This window comes from Pseudomonas putida (genome assembly GCA_041879295.1).
Taxonomy (GTDB): domain Bacteria; phylum Pseudomonadota; class Gammaproteobacteria; order Pseudomonadales; family Pseudomonadaceae; genus Aquipseudomonas; species Aquipseudomonas putida_Y.
This window is the reverse complement of sequence record CP047152.1, coordinates 2,085,329-2,102,886: the sequence shown is the minus strand read 5'-3', so window position 1 is coordinate 2,102,886 and position 17,558 is coordinate 2,085,329. Positions and strand designations below refer to the sequence as shown.

The window sequence follows — 17,558 nt, the reverse complement described above, 5'->3', positions numbered from 1 at the left end:
CCTCTGCTGTGGCAACAACTGCCTTGCTCATTACCCTGAATAGGCGGGCCCTTGCAGGAGTGGTGATAAAGCCAGCACAGGCGCCAGCCGTTACAGGCAGGTTGCAGCAGCAGCCCGGCGTTGCAGGGCCACGCCGTCGTTCTGCTTCGCGTAGTAATCCACACGCGTTCCGCCCGACTGCGGGTAAACGTCCACGAACGCTTCGGCCTCACGGGTATACACGGTGAACCCGCCCTGCTTGCGCTGTTCCAGGTAGCCGCTGGCGTCATCACCGAACACCTTCTCTTCCTGCCAACTGAACTGGATGCACTGGGCAACCAGCGCTGGTGCCTTGTGCGAGTCGAGCTGCGCAGTCGGCTTGCCGCCACGCGCGGTTTCCATGGTCGCAGAAGCACAACCGGCCAGCATCAGCACCGCAGCCAACGGCAGAATCGCACGCATGTTTCATCCTCGGAGTCGCAAAAAAGAAGGCGACTCTAGCACTGGCAGGCATTCCGAGTGAATTGCCGCGCACTTGCCGCTGTCGCAGATAAAACATGCCATCACGAGGAACGCATCATGAAACTGCACTATCTGCTACTCGCCGCCCTGCCTTGCCTGCCCCTGAGCGTCAGCGCCGCCCCCTCGAGCGAAGAAAGCATCACCGCCCCCGAAACCCACAACCGTGAACTAAGCGTCGGCGACAAGGCCCCGGACCAGTACAAACGCGATGACCAGGCCATCCAGGATTGGAAAGCCAAAGGCCTGCCAGAACCGGAAAAGGAAAGCCACTGGGTGCGCATGGGTAAGCATTATGTGCTGGTGCAGATCACCAATGGCGTGGTGCTGGCGATTCAACCGGCATCCTGATTCAACACGCCCTGGCCAAGGCGACCCATTGCAGAGCACCTCGCCGCCGGCCAAGCATGGCCAGAACGTATTGATACGCTTGGAACGATCAATGCCGGTCAGCGCCACAGCCCGTTCTTTCAGGCGGACGCCTTGGCGCTGATCACTTGAAGCACAATTTTTTTGCCCGCCCGGGAAACCAAATCGATCGGTCCCAGTCTTAAAAGGTGCCCCGTAAACCTATGCGGATCAAGGACCTATATCGTGCTCACGCGTCTTGCAAGCCTTTCTCTGGTTGCTGTTGTCCTGCTGACCGCAGGTTGCCATAGCCATCGCTACCATGATGACGACGGCTGGCGTGACCGCGACCGTGACCATCGCCACCACCATCGCCATGACCGCGACGACGATGACGATCGGCAATACCGCGGTGACCGCTACTACCGCTGAAGCGTCCTTTCAGCCCTGACCTGCCGCCCGTTGCGCGGCGACTTATCCTGATGATTCCTTTGAGGTTCGTATCATGCGTCTGACTCTGCCTTCCCTTGCCCTCGGCCTGCTGCTGTGCCAGGGCGCTTTCGCCGGTGACGGTACTGCCGCCATTGGCGGCGGCCTGGGGGGTGTCCTGGGCAACGTTGTTGGTCAACAGCTCGGCGGCAAGACCGGCGCGGCCATCGGTGCCGGCGTTGGCGGCGCAGCCGGTAGCGCTGTCGGTGCGCGCAAGGGCAACCGCACCGAAGCCGCCATCGGCGGTGGCCTGGGCTCGGCCGGCGGCTCGCTGCTGGGCGGCGCAGTAGGCGGCAGGACCGGTTCGACCGTGGGTGCCGGCCTGGGCGGCGCAGCCGGTGGTGCCCTCGGCAACCATCTGGGCGACGACAACCGCGGCAGCAAGAAGCACCGCCGCCACCGTCACTGACCCCGTGACCAGAGGGCCGCATAGCGGCCCTTTTTGTTGCAGCACATCAACACCCCCTTCACTACAAGCAGGCACACTGACTGCTACTGTCTATCGTGTCCCCGTGTGAAGGAACACCCCCTCCCCATGAACCATGAGTTGCTCTGGGTCCTCGGCCTGCTGGCCATCGTGATTACCCTGTTCGTCATCAACCGCCCACGCATGGACGTGGTCGCGCTGCTGGTGATTCTCGCCCTGCCACTACTCGGCATCCTTACCGTGGAACAGGCCCTGGCCGGGTTCAGCGACCCCAACGTGGTGCTGATCGCCGCCCTGTTCGTGATTGGCGAAGGCTTGGTGCGCACCGGCATTGCCTATCGCATCGGCGAATGGATGAGCGAGCGGGCCGGCAATAGCGAGGCACGCCTGCTGGTACTGCTGATGGTGGCGGTGGCCGGGCTGGGATCGATCATGAGCTCCACCGGTGTGGTGGCCATTTTTATCCCGGTGGTACTGAGCATCGCTGCACGCCTGCAGCTTTCACCCAGCCGCCTGATGATGCCACTGGCTTTTGCCGGCCTCATCAGTGGCATGCTCAGCCTGGTCGCCACACCGCCCAACGTGGTGGTGCACAGCGAGCTGGTCCGCCATGGCGAAGCGGGGTTCAGCTTCTTCAGCTTTACCCCGTTCGGCCTGGTGGTGCTGGTGCTGGGCATTGGCTACATGCTGCTGACCCGGCACTGGCTCAACGGTGAAGTGCGCAAGGATGGCCGGGTGGAAAGCCGCCGCACCTTGCTGGACCTGGTACTGGACTACAAGCTCAATGGCCGTGAACGGCGCCTGCGCATCCGCCCTCACTCGCCGCTGATCGGCCACAACCTCGGCGAACTGGAACTGCGCACCAGACACGGCGCCAACGTGATCGGCATCGAGCGCCAGCACAAGTTCACCACGCGCGTGATCGCTGCCGACTCGGGCACCGTGTTGCATCAGGGCGACGTGCTGCTGCTCGACCTGTTCGCCAAGCATGACGACCTGCGCAGCCTGTGCCAAACCATGCAACTGGAGCCGTTGCACTTCAAGGCCGCCTACTTCATCGACCAGTCCCAGGATTTGGGAATGGCTGAGGTCTCGCTGCCGCCCGGCTCACAGTTGATCGGCAAGAGCATCCTTGAGCTGGCGTTTCGCACCCGCTATGGCCTCAACGTGGTCGGCCTGCGCCGCGATCAGGCCGCTATCGAAGAGCAACTGCTGGAAGAAAAGCTGCGCCTGGGCGACACCCTGCTGGTAGTCGGCCCGTGGAAGGCGGTACGCCAGTTGCAAAGCAAGCCCAAAGACTTCCTGGTATTGAGCCTGCCCGCCGAGATCGACCTGGTCGCACCAGCCCGCACCCGCGCGCCGCAAGCAGTACTCAGCCTGGCAGTGATGGTCGGGCTAATGGTTAGCGGCGCCGTACCCAATGTCATTGCTGCGCTGATCGGCTGCCTGCTGATGGGCGCAGGCCGCTGCATCGACATGAACAGTGCCTACCGCGCCATCCACTGGCAAAGCCTGGTGCTGATCGTCGGCATGCTGCCCTTCGCCCAGGCGCTGCAGAAAACCGGCGGCATCGACCTGGCGGTAGGTGCGCTGGTAAACGTGCTGGGTGGTGCCGGCCCCAGCGCCATTCTTGCCTGCCTGTTCGCCGTCACTGCAGTGATCGGGCTGTTCATTTCCAACACCGCCACCGCAGTATTGATGGCTCCGGTGGCTGTCAGCACTGCGGCGCAGCTGGGCATGTCGCCCTACCCGTTCGCCATGACCGTAGCGCTGGCCGCGTCGGCGGCGTTCATGACGCCGGTGTCATCACCGGTCAACACGCTGGTGCTTGGGCCGGGGCAATACCGCTTCGCTGACTTCGTCAAGGTTGGCGTACCGTTCACCGTCCTGGTGATGCTGGTTACCGTCGTGATGGTGCCGTGGTTCTTTGGACTGTGATGAAAGTAACCAGAAATAGAGGCAATTTGACATTATCGCAACCAATCGCGGCAGATTGACATCAACCACCCTGACCCAACACACTGCGGGTAATTGCCCCAGGTGCTGTATCGCGTTGTCCTGGATTTCGTTTCCGCTTGCCGGTCGAGTTCATGGTTTTTCCAGCCCAATCGCGCGTGTTGCCTTATGTCGTTGTACTTGGCGTGACCTTCGCCCTTACCCTGGGCGGTATTTTGGCACGCCCGATCGAATCGCTGTCGCTGTTCTGGCCAGTCAATGCGGTACTGGCCGGCGTACTGCTGCGCTACCCCCGTCAAGCCACGTTTACGGGCTTCAGCCTGGTGTGGCTGGCCATGGTTGGGGCCGACCTGCTGTGCGGCAGCGCTTGGGTGCCGGCGCTGTGGCTCAACCTGTGCAATCTTGCCGTGGTGGTCACCCTCTGGCAGCTGCTGTCGCGCTTGCCACGCATGCACCGGCGCATGCGCAGCCCATATGGCGTACTCCGCGTGTTCGCCGCCTGCGCCGCCGCTGCCGCGGTAGCGGCCAGCATGGCAGCGGCAATGGCCGCACCGTGGTTCCAACAGTCGTTGCGCGCCACCTGGCTAGCCTGGTTCAGCGAACAGTTCTCGACCGGCGTGCTGGTGCTGCCGGTGCTGCTTACAGCGCCCTCGGTGCGGGCCTTGATGCGCGGCGGCGCGCAGCCCATCCGCCTGGCGCCGTTGCTGGTGCTGCTGGCCTCGCTGGCATTCAGCATCGCATTTGGTGGCCCTGGGGCCATTGCCTTCCCGATTGCCGCGTTGCTGTGGTGTGCCTGGACCTACTCACCGTTCCTGGTTTCATTGCTGACGCTCACGGCCGGCAGCACGCTGATCGTGGCCGTGGCGCAAAACCTCATGCACTTCAGCGTGCCGCAGAGCGAGCCAGGGGTTACCACGCTGATGTCGGCGCGCCTGGGCATCGCCATGCTGGTGCTCGGGCCGCTGGTGGTGGCTTGCGTCAGCCAGGCCAACCGTAGCCTCATGGCCCGTCTGGCGCACCAGGCCACCGTCGATCACCTCACCGGTGCGCTCACCCGCAGCGCCTTCACGCAGCGCGCCAATGCGCTGCTGGAGAGCCGTCAACAGCACGCCCAGGCGCTGCCTCTGACCCTGATGATGCTGGACATCGACCACTTCAAGTCGATCAACGATGCCCACGGACATGCAGTCGGTGACCAGGTGCTGCGCCAATTCGCCAGCACCCTGCAGGACCAGCTGCACAACGACGAGCTGTTAGCACGCCTGGGTGGCGAAGAATTCGTTGTCATGCTGCCGGGACTTGCGCCAGAGCGGGCCGCATTCACCGCCGAGCGCCTGCGCCGCGCCATACAGGACCTGCACGTGGTGCAGGCCGACCAGCGCCTGCAGATTACCGTGAGTATCGGTGTGGCAGGCTGCAACGCGAACATGCCGGCCCCCGGCCTGGAGGAACTGCTGGCGAGTGCCGACCAGGCTCTGTACCGGGCAAAGGCCCATGGCCGCAACCGCGTCGAACAGGCCGAAGCACAACGCCTGGTGATTTGAACTAGCCAGCCAGCAAGTCCCACGACAGCTTGGCGATCAGCACACACAACAGCACCAGGAACAGCCCGCGGACAAAACCGGCCCCCTTGCGTACCGCCAGCCAGGTACCGGTCAGCGCGCCAAGAATGTTACACACCGCCATGGGCAAGGCGATGGCGTACAGCACGTTGCCGGTCGGCACGAAGAACACCAGCGCCGCCAGGTTGGTGGCAATGTTCACCACCTTGGCCGAAGCCGACGCGTGCAGGAAGTCCAGGGCAAAGAAGCGGATGAACAGGAAGATCAGAAAGCTACCGGTGCCGGGGCCGAACAGGCCATCGTAGAAGCCGATAGCGCCGCCGATCAGCACTGCCAGGCATTGCTCCTTGCGGCCGATCTGCGCAGGTTTGTGCAAGGTGCCGAAGTCCTTCTTGCAGAAGGTGTAGATAGCCATCAGCACGATCAGCACCAGCACTGCCGGGCGCATCACGCTGGGCGGTACCAGCGACACCGTTGCGGCCCCGGCGAACGACATGACAAAGGCACTGAGTGCCGCCGGCACGATCAACCCCCAATCCAGCGTCACTTTACGGATAAACGAGCGGGCCGCGAAAGCCGTGCCGAACACGGACGCCAGCTTGTTGCTGCCGAGCAATGCCGCCGGTTGCGCGGTGGGCAACACGTTGAACAAGGCCGGGATCTGGATCAGCCCGCCGCCACCCACCGCGGCGTCGATCAACCCAGCGGCGAAGGCGAACACAGAAAGCACAGCAATATCCATCATGACGCGGTTCCAGGCAGTGAAGACGCCTGCAAGGCTAATCAAAGTGGCGCACTTGTGTTGAAATGCCATATTGCGATAACTGCAACAAGGAGCAGGCAATGGCATTGGACATGCTGCGGGAAATCCAGGCGTTCGTCAGCGTCGCACACAAGCGCAGCTTCGTTGCTGCCGCCCGCGCGCTGGGGCGTTCACCCAGTGCAGTTACACGCGCGGTACAAACCCTGGAAGACAATGCGGGAAGCAAATTGCTCAACCGCAACGCCAACGCCGTAACCCTGACCGAGGCCGGCGAGCGCTTGCTACCGCATGCCGAACGCTTGCTGGATGTGCAACGCGATGCTGCCGATGAACTGGCCGCGCTCAGTGGCAGCGCCCAAGGCTGGATTCGCTTTGCCGCGCCGCAACTGCTGGGAGAGCTTGTGCTACCACAGGTGCTTGCCGAGTTTTCCCGCTGCCACCCCCAAGTGACCCTGGACGTCCAGTACAGCGACGAAGCCCTCGACCCGCTGCAAGGTAAATTCGATTTCGTGGTGCGCGGTGCCTTCCCGCAATCGAGCGAGCTGATTGGCTACCCGCTTTGGCCCTACCAGCGCCACCTGTATGCAAGCCCGGCCTATCTGGCCCTGGCTGGCACACCGCAACACCCGGAAGACCTGGATGGACACACCTTGATCCTGCATACCGCGCCACGCATCCTCAAGGCCTGGCACTTCTGCCACGATGGCCAGATCACCAGCCTGCGCCCCAGGCCCAGGCTTCGCCTGGGCTCAGGAGGCGCGGTATACCACAGCACACTGGCCGGCGCCGGCATCGCCCGCCTTGCAGCCTGGGTCGGCGAAACACAGGTCAAGGCCGGCCGCCTGGTGCGGGTGTGTCCACAGTACCGCCTGACATCCAGCAGCGGCCAGGACCCACAGATGCACGCGGTATACCCTGCCGGCGAGTTGCCGGCGCGGGTACGTGACTTGCTGGCAGCCCTGCGACGAGCTGGCTCGCCTAGCTGAAACAGGCCATGAAACGACTGTTCAATTTCTGCTCAATTTAACAGAGCCCGCCGCGGGTCTGGCTTGCAGCACTTTATCCACAGACCTACCCACGTTTTTTGTGGACAGAATTCCCAGCGTAAAGAACGACTTATCGCACAAGCAGAAATGCCGAATCGGCCAACTTGAGCCGCTCGATCCGCTCCTGCCTTGAGAATGACGTGCACCTACCGCTGATTCAGCAGTGCAATGACAATGGATTACCGGCCATTTGCCAATAGATTGGGCCCGTCGCTTGAAGTGGACGGGCCGCGCAGGGGAAAACGCAGTTGAACTCAGCTTGGCGGAATGGTGCCAAGAATACCAATCAGAATGGTCAGCAGCAGAAAACCACCCAGGAACAGCGCCAGCTTGCCCATTGGAACCTCTACAGTTGTGATGCGGGAATGGGCATATTGTCGAGCTTGGGCTGATACGGTTACAGATTCAGGTTTATGGAAAAAAAGCGGATCAGATGCGATGCGCGGATGCCGCCGGGCTGATTCAGCCGCAGTGGTTGACACTGAGCACGTCTCGCCGCGGGCCGGCAATTGATACACGAAGTGTCTAAACACGCCTCCAGGCTTGCGCAGTACCTGCGCCGGGTACGCTGCCCCTCGAAAGCTCTTGAACCCAGCCAATACGGTAGGCTGAACTTGCCTGGGAGGACACGATCTGAAACACGGTTTGTAGGATTGTTTACCGCAATCTGTAGGAAATGGCGTGGCAATGAGTCTTGCCTGTATGAAACATCAGTTTCTCAGGCAAATTCGAGCTGCTACGGTCCATTTTTCCTACAACGGCACGGAAGCCTACAGCGTGAGAAAAGCATGGACTCGTTCAAAACCTCTGCACTGAAGTTGCAGAAAAATCTGCTTAACCTGCGCGTTGAGCGTGAGCGCTTAAGAGGTGAAGGCAAGGACAAGGAAGCGGATCAACTCGCTGGGCCGATCGCGCGGCTTGAGGCGGCTATTCGGCAATTGCCGGATAGCCTGAAGCCCGACACCTTGCAGTGACCTGAGCACGCAACTGTCCTGCTCCACGGGCTGGCTTGCCCATCACCTCGCAGGAGCAGTCTTGCGCAGCGAAGAGGCCAGTAAGGCAATCGACTGTATTAGGCAGTTATCGCTTCTTCGCAGCGCAAGATAGCTTCTTGAACCGGGCTGGCGCCGGGTCATCTACCCCCGCCAGAACAACTTGATCGTGTAACCCATGATCAAGCGGTCCTCATCTATATCTGCCCGGCAGTTGGAACGCGCCATCTGCTCGGCCAGATGCTCCCACCACTCGGGTGCACATAGCCTCCAGAACTGCTCGCAGATCGCACAACAGTTCGATAATCGCACAAATTCAGCCAAACCCTCTCTACTGTTGCCCTATCTTGCGGCACGCTATAGCGAAAGTCAGCAAGCCATATCACGTGCTGACAGGCCCCATCGCTTCACGCGCTCCGGCCAGCCCGACAACCACAACTCCAGGAACAACCAGGAGCTCGCCTTGATCAATAAAACGTACGAGTCCATCGCCAGCGCGGTGGAAGGGATCACCGACGGTTCGACCATCATGGTCGGTGGCTTCGGCACGGCTGGCATGCCGTCCGAGCTGATCGATGGCCTCATTGCCACCGGTGCCCGCGACCTGACCATCATCAGCAACAACGCCGGCAACGGCGAGATCGGCCTGGCCGCCCTGCTCATGGCAGGCAGCGTGCGCAAGGTGGTCTGCTCGTTCCCGCGCCAGTCCGACTCCTACGTGTTCGACGAGCTGTACCGCGCCGGCAAGATCGAGCTGGAAGTGGTCCCGCAGGGCAACCTGGCCGAGCGTATCCGCGCCGCAGGCTCCGGCATCGGTGCGTTCTTCTCACCGACCGGCTACGGCACCCTGCTGGCCGAGGGCAAGGAAACCCGTGAGATCGACGGCCGCATGTACGTGCTGGAAATGCCGCTGCACGCCGACTTCGCACTGATCAAGGCGCACAAGGGTGACCGTTGGGGCAACCTGACCTACCGCAAGGCCGCCCGCAACTTCGGCCCGATCATGGCCATGGCTGCCAAGACCGCCATTGCCCAGGTCGACCAAGTCGTCGAACTTGGTGAACTGGACCCGGAACACATCATCACCCCGGGTATCTTCGTCCAGCGTGTGGTCGCCGTCACCGGTGCTGCCGCTTCTTCGATTGCCAAAGCTGTCTGAGGCCTGCCATGACCATCACCAAAAAGCTCTCCCGCACCGAGATGGCCCAACGCGTGGCCGCAGACATCCAGGAAGGCGCGTATGTAAACCTGGGCATTGGCGCACCGACCCTGGTGGCCAACTATCTGGGCGACAAGGAAGTGTTCCTGCACAGCGAGAACGGCCTGCTGGGCATGGGCCCAAGCCCTGCGCCGGGCGAGGAAGACGATGACCTGATCAACGCCGGCAAGCAGCACGTCACCCTGCTGACCGGTGGGGCCTTCTTCCACCATGCCGACTCGTTCTCGATGATGCGTGGCGGCCACCTGGACATCGCTGTACTGGGCGCCTTCCAGGTGTCGGTCAAGGGCGACCTGGCCAACTGGCACACCGGCGCCGAAGGTTCGATCCCGGCCGTAGGCGGCGCAATGGACCTGGCCACCGGCGCCCGCCAGGTGTTCGTGATGATGGACCACCTGACCAAGACCGGCGAAAGCAAGCTGGTGCCCGAGTGCACCTACCCGCTGACCGGCATTGCTTGCGTCAGCCGCATCTACACCGACCTGGCGGTGCTGGAAGTGACACCTGAAGGGCTGAAAGTGATCGAGATCTGCGCGGACATCGATTTTGACGAGCTGCAGAAACTCAGTGGCGTGCCTCTGATCATGTGATCCGGGCAGCCTTAGGCTCTTTACGAAAAGTCTTGAGACGCAGGTCAGGCAAGGCGAAAACAGCCGAGGAACGGCCGGGGTCGCGCCCGACTGTACTGGAGTACATGAGCATTCCGAGGCTGTTTTCAACGCAGCATGAACCAGTATCAAGGCATTTCGTACAGAGCCTAGGGCTTTCCATGCCCTCTGCGGCACTATCGATAGTGCCGCACAAGCGCCGCGAGCAGAGAGCAAGCGGTGCTTGAGGCCGCCCTTCCAGCCGCTTCGGAGCCGATAGACGAGAACGCTCGGAGAGGTCAACCCAATGAGCTATCGAGCAGGGGCCAGATAGCGGCGTAAAAAATCCCTCCCACGACTTTACGCCTTTTTTACTCGACATTACCGTAAAGCAGGCAATACTGCCGGCACTGTCCCAACGAGCTCCCTCAATGCCGCTTCCTGCATTGCGTTTCATCGCCTTCATTATTGGTGTATTCCTGATCACGTTGGCCGTCAGCATGGTGATTCCGATGCTGACGCTGCTGGTGTACGACCGCAGCGACGACCTCGGTGCATTCGTCTGGTCGAGCCTGATCGTTCTATGCGCCGGCCTGCTCATGGTAGCCCGCGGCGTCCCCGACACACCGCAACTGCGGACCAGGGATATGTATCTGCTCACGACGGCAAGCTGGGTCATCGTGTGCGCGTTTGCGGCGCTGCCGATGGTGTTCATTCGACACATCAGTTACACGGACGCGTTCTTCGAGACCATGTCGGGAATCACCACCACCGGCTCGACCGTGCTGACTGGCCTGGACAGTGCATCACCGGGGCTGCTGATATGGCGTTCCCTGCTGCACTGGCTGGGAGGCATTGGATTTATCGGCATGGCCGTGGGGATCCTGCCACTGCTGCGCGTGGGTGGCATGCGACTGTTCCAGACCGAGTCTTCGGATTGGTCTGACAAAGTGACGCCGCGCTCGCATGTGGCAGCCAAGATGATCCTGCTGGTCTACCTGGGCCTGACTGCATTGGGGACAGGGGCATTGTGGGCTGCCGGCATGACCCCGTTCGAAGCCATCAATCATTCGATGTCGCTGGTTTCAACCGGTGGTTTCTCTACCTCGGATGCCTCGCTGGGCCATTGGGAGCAGCCAGCGGTGCATTGGGTAGCGGTGGTCATCATGATACTCGGCAGCCTGCCCTTCACGCTGTATGTCGCCACGCTGCGTGGCCATCGAGGCATCCTGCTCAAGGACCATCAAGTTCGCGGTTTCATTGGTTTTCTCGTCTTCGTCTGGCTCACCGTCGGAACCTGGCTCTGCCTGCACAGCGATCTGGCCTGGTGGGATGCGTTTCGTATCGTTGCGGTGAATGTGACCTCGGTAGTAACCACAACAGGCGTTGCCGTGGGTGATTACACGCTCTGGGGCAGCTTCGCCATCATGCTGTTCTTTTACCTGACGTTTGTCGGCGGGTGCTCGGGCTCTACCGCTGGCGGTTTGAAAATATTCCGTTTCCAGGTGGCCGCTGCCTTGCTTGTCAGCAGCCTGAAACAGTTGATCCATCCACGGGCAACGATCTCGAAGAAATACAATGGGCACCCCATCGATGAAGAGATCGTTCGCTCACTGCTGACGTTCTCGTTCTTCTTCTCCGTCACCATCGCAATCATCGCCCTTGGCCTCTCCCTGATAGGGCTCGACTGGATGACGGCACTGAGTGGGGCTGCCACTGCCGTGTGCAACGTCGGTCCAGGCCTGGGCACGCTTATCGGCCCTGCAGGGAATTTCGCCTCCTTGCCGGACGCAGCGAAATGGTTATTGACGATCGGCATGCTGCTGGGACGGCTCGAAATCCTCACCGTTCTGGTACTGGTCTCGCCAGCCTTCTGGCGATTCTAAGGCGGAGGTCATCCAGCCAATCAGCCATAAAATTGGGCAGGGACGGCATATTCGTTCTAGGTTTACTGGCGCAGGAATAACAACAACAAGCGGAGAACGACGCCATGAACCGAGCCCTTCGCCTGGCATTGGCCAGCACCTTGTTTACTGTCTGTGCGGCTGCCCAGGCTGCACCGACCTTCATCAACATCCTCACAGGCGGTACCAGTGGTGTCTATTACCCGGTAGGCGTAGGCATTTCACAGATCTACAGCCACGGCATCGAGGGCAGCAAGACCACGGTGCAAGCCACCAAGGCCTCGGTAGAGAACCTCAACCTGTTGCAAGCCGGTCGAGGGGAGTTGGCATTCGCGTTGGGGGATTCGGTGGCAGATGCCTGGAAGGGCGATGCAGAGGCTGGATTCAAAACGCCCTTGAAGAAACTCCGCGCCATCGCCGGCACCTACCCGAACTACATCCAGATCGTCGCCAGCAAGGAGTCAGGGATCACCTCCCTGTCAGACCTCAAAGGCAAGCGTATCTCGGTTGGGGCACCCAAGTCCGGCACCGAACTGAATGCCCGCGCCATCTTCAAGGCCGCAGGGCTTACCTACCAGGACATGGGAAAAGTTGAATACCTGCCCTATGCGGAGTCCGTCGAACTGATCAAGAACCGTCAGCTTGACGCCACGCTGCAATCCTCAGGGCTCGGTCAAGCGGCTATCCGAGACCTGGCCGCGACCTTGCCGGTGGTGTTCGTGCCTATCCCTGCCGACGTGGTGACCCGCATTGGCAACAACGCCTACCAACCCGCCACCATTCCTGCCAACACCTATGATGGTCAGAATGCGGACGTATCAACGGCGGCCATCAACAACATCCTCGTCACCCGCGCCGACATCGGCGATGACCTGGCCTATCAGATGACCAAGCTGATATTCGAGAACCTTCCACGCCTGGTCACGGCCCACGCTGCAGCGAAGGATATCCAGCCGGAAAATGCCGCCAAGAACCTGCCCATTCCGCTGCATCCAGGAGCAGAGAGGTATTTCAAGGAGAAAAACCTGCTCCCCTGATGATATCCCCAAGTAATGGAGCAGCGTATGAGTGATACCGCGCAAGGTCTTCACGCCAGCACCGATCGCTGGCCTGCGGCGCTTTTTGCCGTGGCATTGGTCTTTTCGGTTTTCCAGATCGCCACAGCGGCATTTCCCCTGATTTCCACCCAAGTACTGCGTGCAGTACACGTGGGGTTCCTGTTGCTGGTGGTGTACCTGAGCTATTCATTCGTTGGCCACCGTCGACCGTGGCAACCCCTTGCCTGGCTGCTGGGCCTTGCGGGAATGGCGACGGCTGCATACCAGTGGTACTTCGAAGGGGACCTGATTCAACGCTCCGGCGAGCTGACCACCAGCGACCTGATCGTGGGGCTGTTGCTTATTGGTTTGGTCTTTGAAGCCGCACGGCGCGTGATGGGCATAGCGTTGCCCATCATATGCGCGCTGTTTCTGGTCTATGGATTGCTTGGCCAATACTTGCCAGGCGAACTCGCGCATCGAGGCTACGGCCTCGATCAGATCGTCAATCAGTTGGCATTCGGCACCGAAGGGCTGTATGGCACACCGACCTATGTCTCAGCCACCTACATCTACCTGTTCATCCTGTTCGGCGCATTTCTTGAGCAGGCGGGCATGATTCGTCTGTTCACCGATTTCGCCATGGGGCTGTTCGGCCATCGCAGCGGGGGGCCGGCCAAAGTGTCAGTGTTCTCCTCGGCACTGATGGGTACCATTACCGGCTCGGGGGTGGCCAACGTCGTCACCACCGGACAGTTCACCATTCCGCTGATGAAGCGCTTCGGCTACAAACCTGCATTTGCCGGTGGCGTAGAGGCGACCTCCAGCATGGGCAGCCAGTTGATGCCGCCAGTGATGGGCGCCGTGGCGTTCATCATGGCCGAGACGATCAACGTGCCCTACGCCGAGGTGGCGAAAGCCGCGCTCATCCCAGCGTTGCTGTACTTCGGCTCGGTCTACTGGATGGTCCACCTGGAGGCTCGGCGCAGCCATCTGCATGGCTTGCCTCGCGAACAGTGCCCGAGTGCCTGGGATGCGTTGCGACAACGTTGGTTCCTGCTCGTACCCCTGATGGTCTTGGTCGCGCTGTTGTTTTCCGGGCGAACGCCTTTGTACTCGGGAATGGTCGGCCTGGCCCTGACCGCCATCGTCATCCTTGGCTCGGCCATCATCCTGCGCGCTCAAAAAACCTGGCTACGCGCGGCTTTCTGGGTTGCACTCGGGATACTGTGTTCAGGTTTTTTCCGCATGGGGATCGGGGTGATCCTGATGGTCATTGCCGGCCTGGCCATTGCGTGCTGCTTCGTCCAGGGCGGTCGCGCCACCCTGCACGCATGCGTCATGGCCCTCGCGGAGGGTGCCCGTCATGCAGTGCCGGTGGGTATTGCCTGCGCGCTGGTCGGCGTCATTATCGGCGTCATCTCGCTGACCGGCCTGGCCACCACCTTTGCCGGATACATTCTTGACCTGGGACGGGACAACCTGTTCCTCTCGCTGGTGTTGACCATGCTCACCTGCCTGGTACTGGGTATGGGCATCCCGACCATACCCAACTACATCATCACCAGCTCCATTGCCGCCCCGGCCCTGCTGGAGCTCGGGGTTCCGCTGATCGTCTCGCACATGTTCGTGTTCTATTTCGGCATCCTGGCCGACCTGACGCCGCCCGTGGCATTGGCGTGCTTTGCAGCTGCCCCGATTGCCAAGGAAAAAGGCCTGTTGATCAGTTTCTGGGCGGTGCGCATTGCCTTGGCCGGTTTCGTTGTGCCCTTCATGGCGGTCTATGACCCGGCGTTGATGATGCAAGGTGAAGGCATGGGCAGCACGCTGTACATGGTGATCAAGGCGGCGTTCGCGGTTGCCCTTTGGGGATGTGCGTCGATCGGGCATTTGCGTGCCCCCATGCCCTGGTGGGAGCGCCTGCTGGCGTTCACTGCTGGCGTGTCATTGATACTTGCCCTGCCCATCAGCGATGAGGTCGGTTTTGTTTTGGGTGCGGCAGTGCTGGGTTGGCACTACTGGCGAAGCCGACCGGCCTCTGGACACCCCGCATGATCAGCCTTTGCGTTGGGCTGGCCGGTGTGGTGTGGGTCAGCCTGCCACTGCACGAATTTACCCTCGCGTGGCAGCACAGTATCGAAAAGGTCCGCTGGGAAGAGGATTATCAAGTGACCCCGGCTGGCCTGGTACTGGTAGAGGCACGGGTCAAAGGCAGCGGGGCCGGCATGGAGATTCCGGACGACGCTCAACTGCGCGACGGCACTTGGCACTATCGTCGTCATCTGCCACCGCTGCAGCCCTTGCATGCCGGGCGAACGCCCGAGGCTGGCGACTATCAGGTCTGCACGACAACCGGGTGCCAGCCGCTGTCCCATTGGTTAGGACCGCCGAGCGAACGCATTGCTGCAGTAGACTTCTGGGCCTGTGAAAATCCGCCTTTGGACAGCAGGCGAACCGCCCTGCCCTGACTACGCCAGGGCAGGGCCGAATCCAGTTCAGCCCACCACGTGCAAGTATTGCAGGTGGCGTTCGTACTGATCCAGGATGTCACCAATCACATCGTCGCGGCTCCACCCCATGATGTCGTAGTCCTGGCCCCCTTCTCGCAGATGCACTTCCGCACGGAAATACTTGCGCGCATCGCCACCGTCTTCGGTGTCCTGCATGACGAAGCTTGGCGTATTGAAGGCCCGTGGCCGCACCTCGTAGAGGAAACGCCCTTCACCGGCATGGGAGAGCTCCAGGGATACCCGTCCATCATCGCGCTCATTCACGCTCACCTCGTAGCCTTGCTTACGCAGCTCCTGGGCGACCTCTTCACAGGCTGGCCGCACCACCTCGGCGATAAAGCGGGTGACATGAACCCGGCGCGGCATCAATGCGATGTTACGCAGTCTCCGCTGCCAGCCGCCGTGTGGGTGACGGGTATGGCGTGGGCCTGGCAACGCTTGATTGCGCAACCCGCGGCGGGTCGCATCAAGACTCAGCGCCTTGAACAAGCCCCAAATCGCAACCAGCAAGATGACCGCGAACGGCAGAGCGCTCGCAATGGTCGCGGTCTGCAGCGCCTTGAGGCCGTTCGCCAGCAGCAACGCGATCGCCACTGCGCCGATGCAGATTGACCAGAAGATACGTTGCCACAGGGGTGAATGACCTTTTCCGGAGGAGGCGAGCATATCCACGACCAGCGCACCAGAGTCCGCCGAGGTCACAAAGAACACGACCACCATAAGCACCGCGACCAACGAAATGATGCTGGAGAACGGGAAATGCTCCAGGAAAGCAAACAAGGCGAGGGAACTGTCTTCACTGACCACAGTAGCCAGATCCTTTACACCATCGTTGAGGATCATATGGATTGCCGAGTCGCCGAACACCGTCATCCACAGCAAGGTGAAACCCGCCGGTACGAACAGTACGCCGCAGACGAATTCCCGGATGGTCCGCCCTCGCGAAATACGTGCGATGAACAAACCCACGAAGGGCGACCAGGACAACCACCAGCCCCAGTACAGCAAGGTCCAGCCACCGATCCAGTCGGTGGGCTCGTAAGCGTAGAGATTGAAGGTTTTATTGACGATGTCCGAAAGGTAGGCGCCGGTATTCTGTACATAGGTCTGCAGCAGGAACACCGTAGGCCCAAGCAGCAGCACGAACAGCATCAGAATCACCGCCAGGCTCAGGTTGAGCTCGGACAGGATGCGAATACCTTTGTCCAGGCCGCTGGCCACTGAAAGCGTCGCCAATGCACAGGTGGCGGTGATGAGGATGACTTGCACGGTGGTGTTTACCGGCAAACCGAACACATGATGAAACCCGCTGTTGATCTGCAATACCCCATAACCCAGCGAGGTCGCCACACCAAACACCGTACCGAGGATGGCAAAGACATCCACGGCATGCCCTATAGGGCCATAGATTCGCTCACCAATCAGCGGATAGAGTGCCGAACGCAAGGTCAACGGCAGGCCGTTGCGGAAACTGAAGTAGGCCAGGATCAGCGCGACGATGGCATAGATCGCCCAGGCATGCAGACCCCAGTGGAAAAAGGTGATTTTCATGGCTTCGCGCGCCGCGGCGACGGTGCCAGGATCGCCCACGGGCGGTGTGGAGAAATGCATGACCGGTTCGGCCACGCCGAAGAACATGAGGCCAATCCCCATACCTGCCGAGAACAGCATGGCAAACCAACTGCTCTTGCGGTAATCCGGCTCACTGTGGTCAGGGCCTAGCTTGATGTCGCCATAGCGGCTGACGGCCAGAAACACCACACTGATCAACACCAGCGCTACAACAAGAATGTAGAACCAGCTGGCATTGGTGATGATCCATCGCTGGACTTGCTCGAACAGTGTCTGGGCGTGCTCCTGAAATGCCGTGGCGTACAAGACCAGCAGAAAGATAAGTATCGCACTGGTGTAGAAAACGGGTGGGTTAAGGGTGCTCCTGGGTTTGGGGGCTGCAGTCATAGCGGCAGTTCTCCTTGCAAGGCGATGAGCACAGCGTGCCTGAGCACGACGATATTTACCAAGGCTAGCAGTTGGATAAATTCCCGTTTGCCAAGCCTCGTATGCTCGGAAATAACCACAAACCCTAACGTCTGCAGGAAAAAATCTCAAACCGACACGCCTTTGGAGTGAATGGTTTGGCGCTTTTTGTTCATCTGAGAGTGGTTATTCGGTAGACTAGCGGACGGGTGCCAGCTGCACGGTGCAGTGAGGCAGGTTAAA

16 protein-coding genes and 1 pseudogene are annotated in these 17,558 nt (G+C 60.7%); 13 read left to right on the top strand and 4 right to left on the bottom strand.

Going from position 1 to position 17,558, the window contains the following annotated elements; all coding sequences use genetic code 11:
- Window positions 1-90: 90 nt before the first annotated feature.
- The gene (locus GST84_09440; protein ID XGB12577.1) at window positions 91-441 is read right to left on the bottom strand and encodes a hypothetical protein; all 351 of its coding nucleotides are present in this window, start codon (window positions 439-441) and stop codon (window positions 91-93) included.
- A 117-nt stretch (window positions 442-558) separates the two neighbouring features.
- Here GST84_09440 and GST84_09435 point away from each other — a divergent pair, with 117 nt between their 5' ends.
- From GST84_09435 to GST84_09415, 5 genes are all read left to right on the top strand, one after another.
- On the top strand, window positions 559-849 hold the full coding sequence (locus GST84_09435) for a hypothetical protein (protein XGB12576.1): 291 nt from the start codon (window positions 559-561) through the stop codon (window positions 847-849).
- 243 nt (window positions 850-1,092) lie between these two features.
- Entirely contained in the window at window positions 1,093-1,278 is a 186-nt protein-coding gene (locus GST84_09430; GenBank protein XGB12575.1) for a hypothetical protein, read from the top strand.
- A gap of 73 nt (window positions 1,279-1,351) precedes the next feature.
- Complete coding sequence (locus tag GST84_09425; GenBank protein XGB12574.1) at window positions 1,352-1,744, top strand: bacteriocin; 393 nt, start codon at window positions 1,352-1,354, stop codon at window positions 1,742-1,744.
- A gap of 126 nt (window positions 1,745-1,870) precedes the next feature.
- Window positions 1,871-3,700, top strand: coding sequence for a TRAP transporter large permease subunit (locus GST84_09420; protein XGB12573.1), 1,830 nt, complete (start codon window positions 1,871-1,873; stop codon window positions 3,698-3,700).
- Between the two features lie 137 nt (window positions 3,701-3,837).
- Window positions 3,838-5,262, top strand: a complete 1,425-nt coding sequence (locus tag GST84_09415) for a diguanylate cyclase (protein ID XGB12572.1) — start codon at window positions 3,838-3,840, stop codon at window positions 5,260-5,262.
- A gap of 1 nt (window position 5,263) precedes the next feature.
- Here the strand turns inward: GST84_09415 and GST84_09410 are convergent, their stop codons facing one another.
- Window positions 5,264-6,025 carry a TSUP family transporter gene (locus GST84_09410; GenBank protein XGB12571.1) on the bottom strand — a complete coding sequence of 254 codons (762 nt, stop codon included), beginning with the start codon at window positions 6,023-6,025 and terminating at the stop codon, window positions 5,264-5,266.
- Between the two features lie 98 nt (window positions 6,026-6,123).
- Here GST84_09410 and GST84_09405 point away from each other — a divergent pair, with 98 nt between their 5' ends.
- A complete protein-coding gene (locus GST84_09405) occupies window positions 6,124-7,029 on the top strand; it encodes a LysR family transcriptional regulator (protein ID XGB12570.1) in 906 nt (301 codons plus the stop codon).
- A gap of 314 nt (window positions 7,030-7,343) precedes the next feature.
- Here the strand turns inward: GST84_09405 and GST84_09400 are convergent.
- Window positions 7,344-7,537, bottom strand: a pseudogene (locus GST84_09400) (hypothetical protein).
- 340 nt (window positions 7,538-7,877) lie between these two features.
- Between GST84_09400 and GST84_09395 the strand changes: the two are divergent.
- From GST84_09395 to GST84_09365, 7 genes are all read left to right on the top strand, one after another.
- Entirely contained in the window at window positions 7,878-8,063 is a 186-nt protein-coding gene (locus tag GST84_09395) for a hypothetical protein (protein XGB12569.1), read from the top strand.
- A gap of 481 nt (window positions 8,064-8,544) precedes the next feature.
- A complete protein-coding gene (locus GST84_09390) occupies window positions 8,545-9,240 on the top strand; it encodes a 3-oxoacid CoA-transferase subunit A (GenBank protein ID XGB12568.1) in 696 nt (231 codons plus the stop codon).
- Window positions 9,241-9,248: 8 nt separating this feature from the next.
- Window positions 9,249-9,890, top strand: coding sequence for a 3-oxoacid CoA-transferase subunit B (locus tag GST84_09385; protein XGB12567.1), 642 nt, complete (start codon window positions 9,249-9,251; stop codon window positions 9,888-9,890).
- A gap of 428 nt (window positions 9,891-10,318) precedes the next feature.
- Entirely contained in the window at window positions 10,319-11,773 is a 1,455-nt protein-coding gene (locus GST84_09380; protein XGB12566.1) for a potassium transporter TrkH, read from the top strand.
- Window positions 11,774-11,877: 104 nt separating this feature from the next.
- Window positions 11,878-12,828: a TAXI family TRAP transporter solute-binding subunit gene (locus tag GST84_09375; GenBank protein ID XGB12565.1), complete on the top strand. Its 951-nt coding sequence runs from the start codon at window positions 11,878-11,880 to the stop codon at window positions 12,826-12,828.
- Window positions 12,829-12,855: 27 nt separating this feature from the next.
- Window positions 12,856-14,883, top strand: a complete 2,028-nt coding sequence (locus tag GST84_09370; GenBank protein ID XGB12564.1) for a TRAP transporter fused permease subunit — start codon at window positions 12,856-12,858, stop codon at window positions 14,881-14,883.
- Complete coding sequence (locus GST84_09365; protein XGB12563.1) at window positions 14,880-15,296, top strand: DUF1850 domain-containing protein; 417 nt, start codon at window positions 14,880-14,882, stop codon at window positions 15,294-15,296. The genes GST84_09370 and GST84_09365 overlap by 4 nt, the downstream gene beginning before the upstream one ends.
- Window positions 15,297-15,323: 27 nt before the next feature.
- Here the strand turns inward: GST84_09365 and GST84_09360 are convergent, their stop codons facing one another.
- Window positions 15,324-17,297, bottom strand: a complete 1,974-nt coding sequence (locus GST84_09360; GenBank protein XGB12562.1) for a BCCT family transporter — start codon at window positions 17,295-17,297, stop codon at window positions 15,324-15,326.
- Between the last annotated feature and the right edge of the window lie 261 nt (window positions 17,298-17,558).

Bases quoted from the DNA above. Each gene is read 5' to 3' on its own strand.
- GST84_09440 (XGB12577.1), bottom strand. From the start codon at position 441: ATGCGTGCGATTCTGCCGTTGGCTGCGGTGCTGATGCTGGCCGGTTGT.
- GST84_09435 (XGB12576.1), top strand. From the start codon at position 559: ATGAAACTGCACTATCTGCTACTCGCCGCCCTGCCTTGCCTGCCCCTG.
- GST84_09425 (XGB12574.1), top strand. From the start codon at position 1,352: ATGCGTCTGACTCTGCCTTCCCTTGCCCTCGGCCTGCTGCTGTGCCAG.
- GST84_09420 (XGB12573.1), top strand. From the start codon at position 1,871: ATGAACCATGAGTTGCTCTGGGTCCTCGGCCTGCTGGCCATCGTGATT.
- GST84_09410 (XGB12571.1), bottom strand. From the start codon at position 6,025: ATGATGGATATTGCTGTGCTTTCTGTGTTCGCCTTCGCCGCTGGGTTG.
- GST84_09405 (XGB12570.1), top strand. From the start codon at position 6,124: ATGGCATTGGACATGCTGCGGGAAATCCAGGCGTTCGTCAGCGTCGCA.
- GST84_09395 (XGB12569.1), top strand. From the start codon at position 7,878: ATGGACTCGTTCAAAACCTCTGCACTGAAGTTGCAGAAAAATCTGCTT.
- GST84_09385 (XGB12567.1), top strand. From the start codon at position 9,249: ATGACCATCACCAAAAAGCTCTCCCGCACCGAGATGGCCCAACGCGTG.
- GST84_09380 (XGB12566.1), top strand. From the start codon at position 10,319: ATGCCGCTTCCTGCATTGCGTTTCATCGCCTTCATTATTGGTGTATTC.
- GST84_09375 (XGB12565.1), top strand. From the start codon at position 11,878: ATGAACCGAGCCCTTCGCCTGGCATTGGCCAGCACCTTGTTTACTGTC.
- GST84_09370 (XGB12564.1), top strand. From the start codon at position 12,856: ATGAGTGATACCGCGCAAGGTCTTCACGCCAGCACCGATCGCTGGCCT.
- GST84_09365 (XGB12563.1), top strand. From the start codon at position 14,880: ATGATCAGCCTTTGCGTTGGGCTGGCCGGTGTGGTGTGGGTCAGCCTG.
- GST84_09360 (XGB12562.1), bottom strand. From the start codon at position 17,297: ATGACTGCAGCCCCCAAACCCAGGAGCACCCTTAACCCACCCGTTTTC.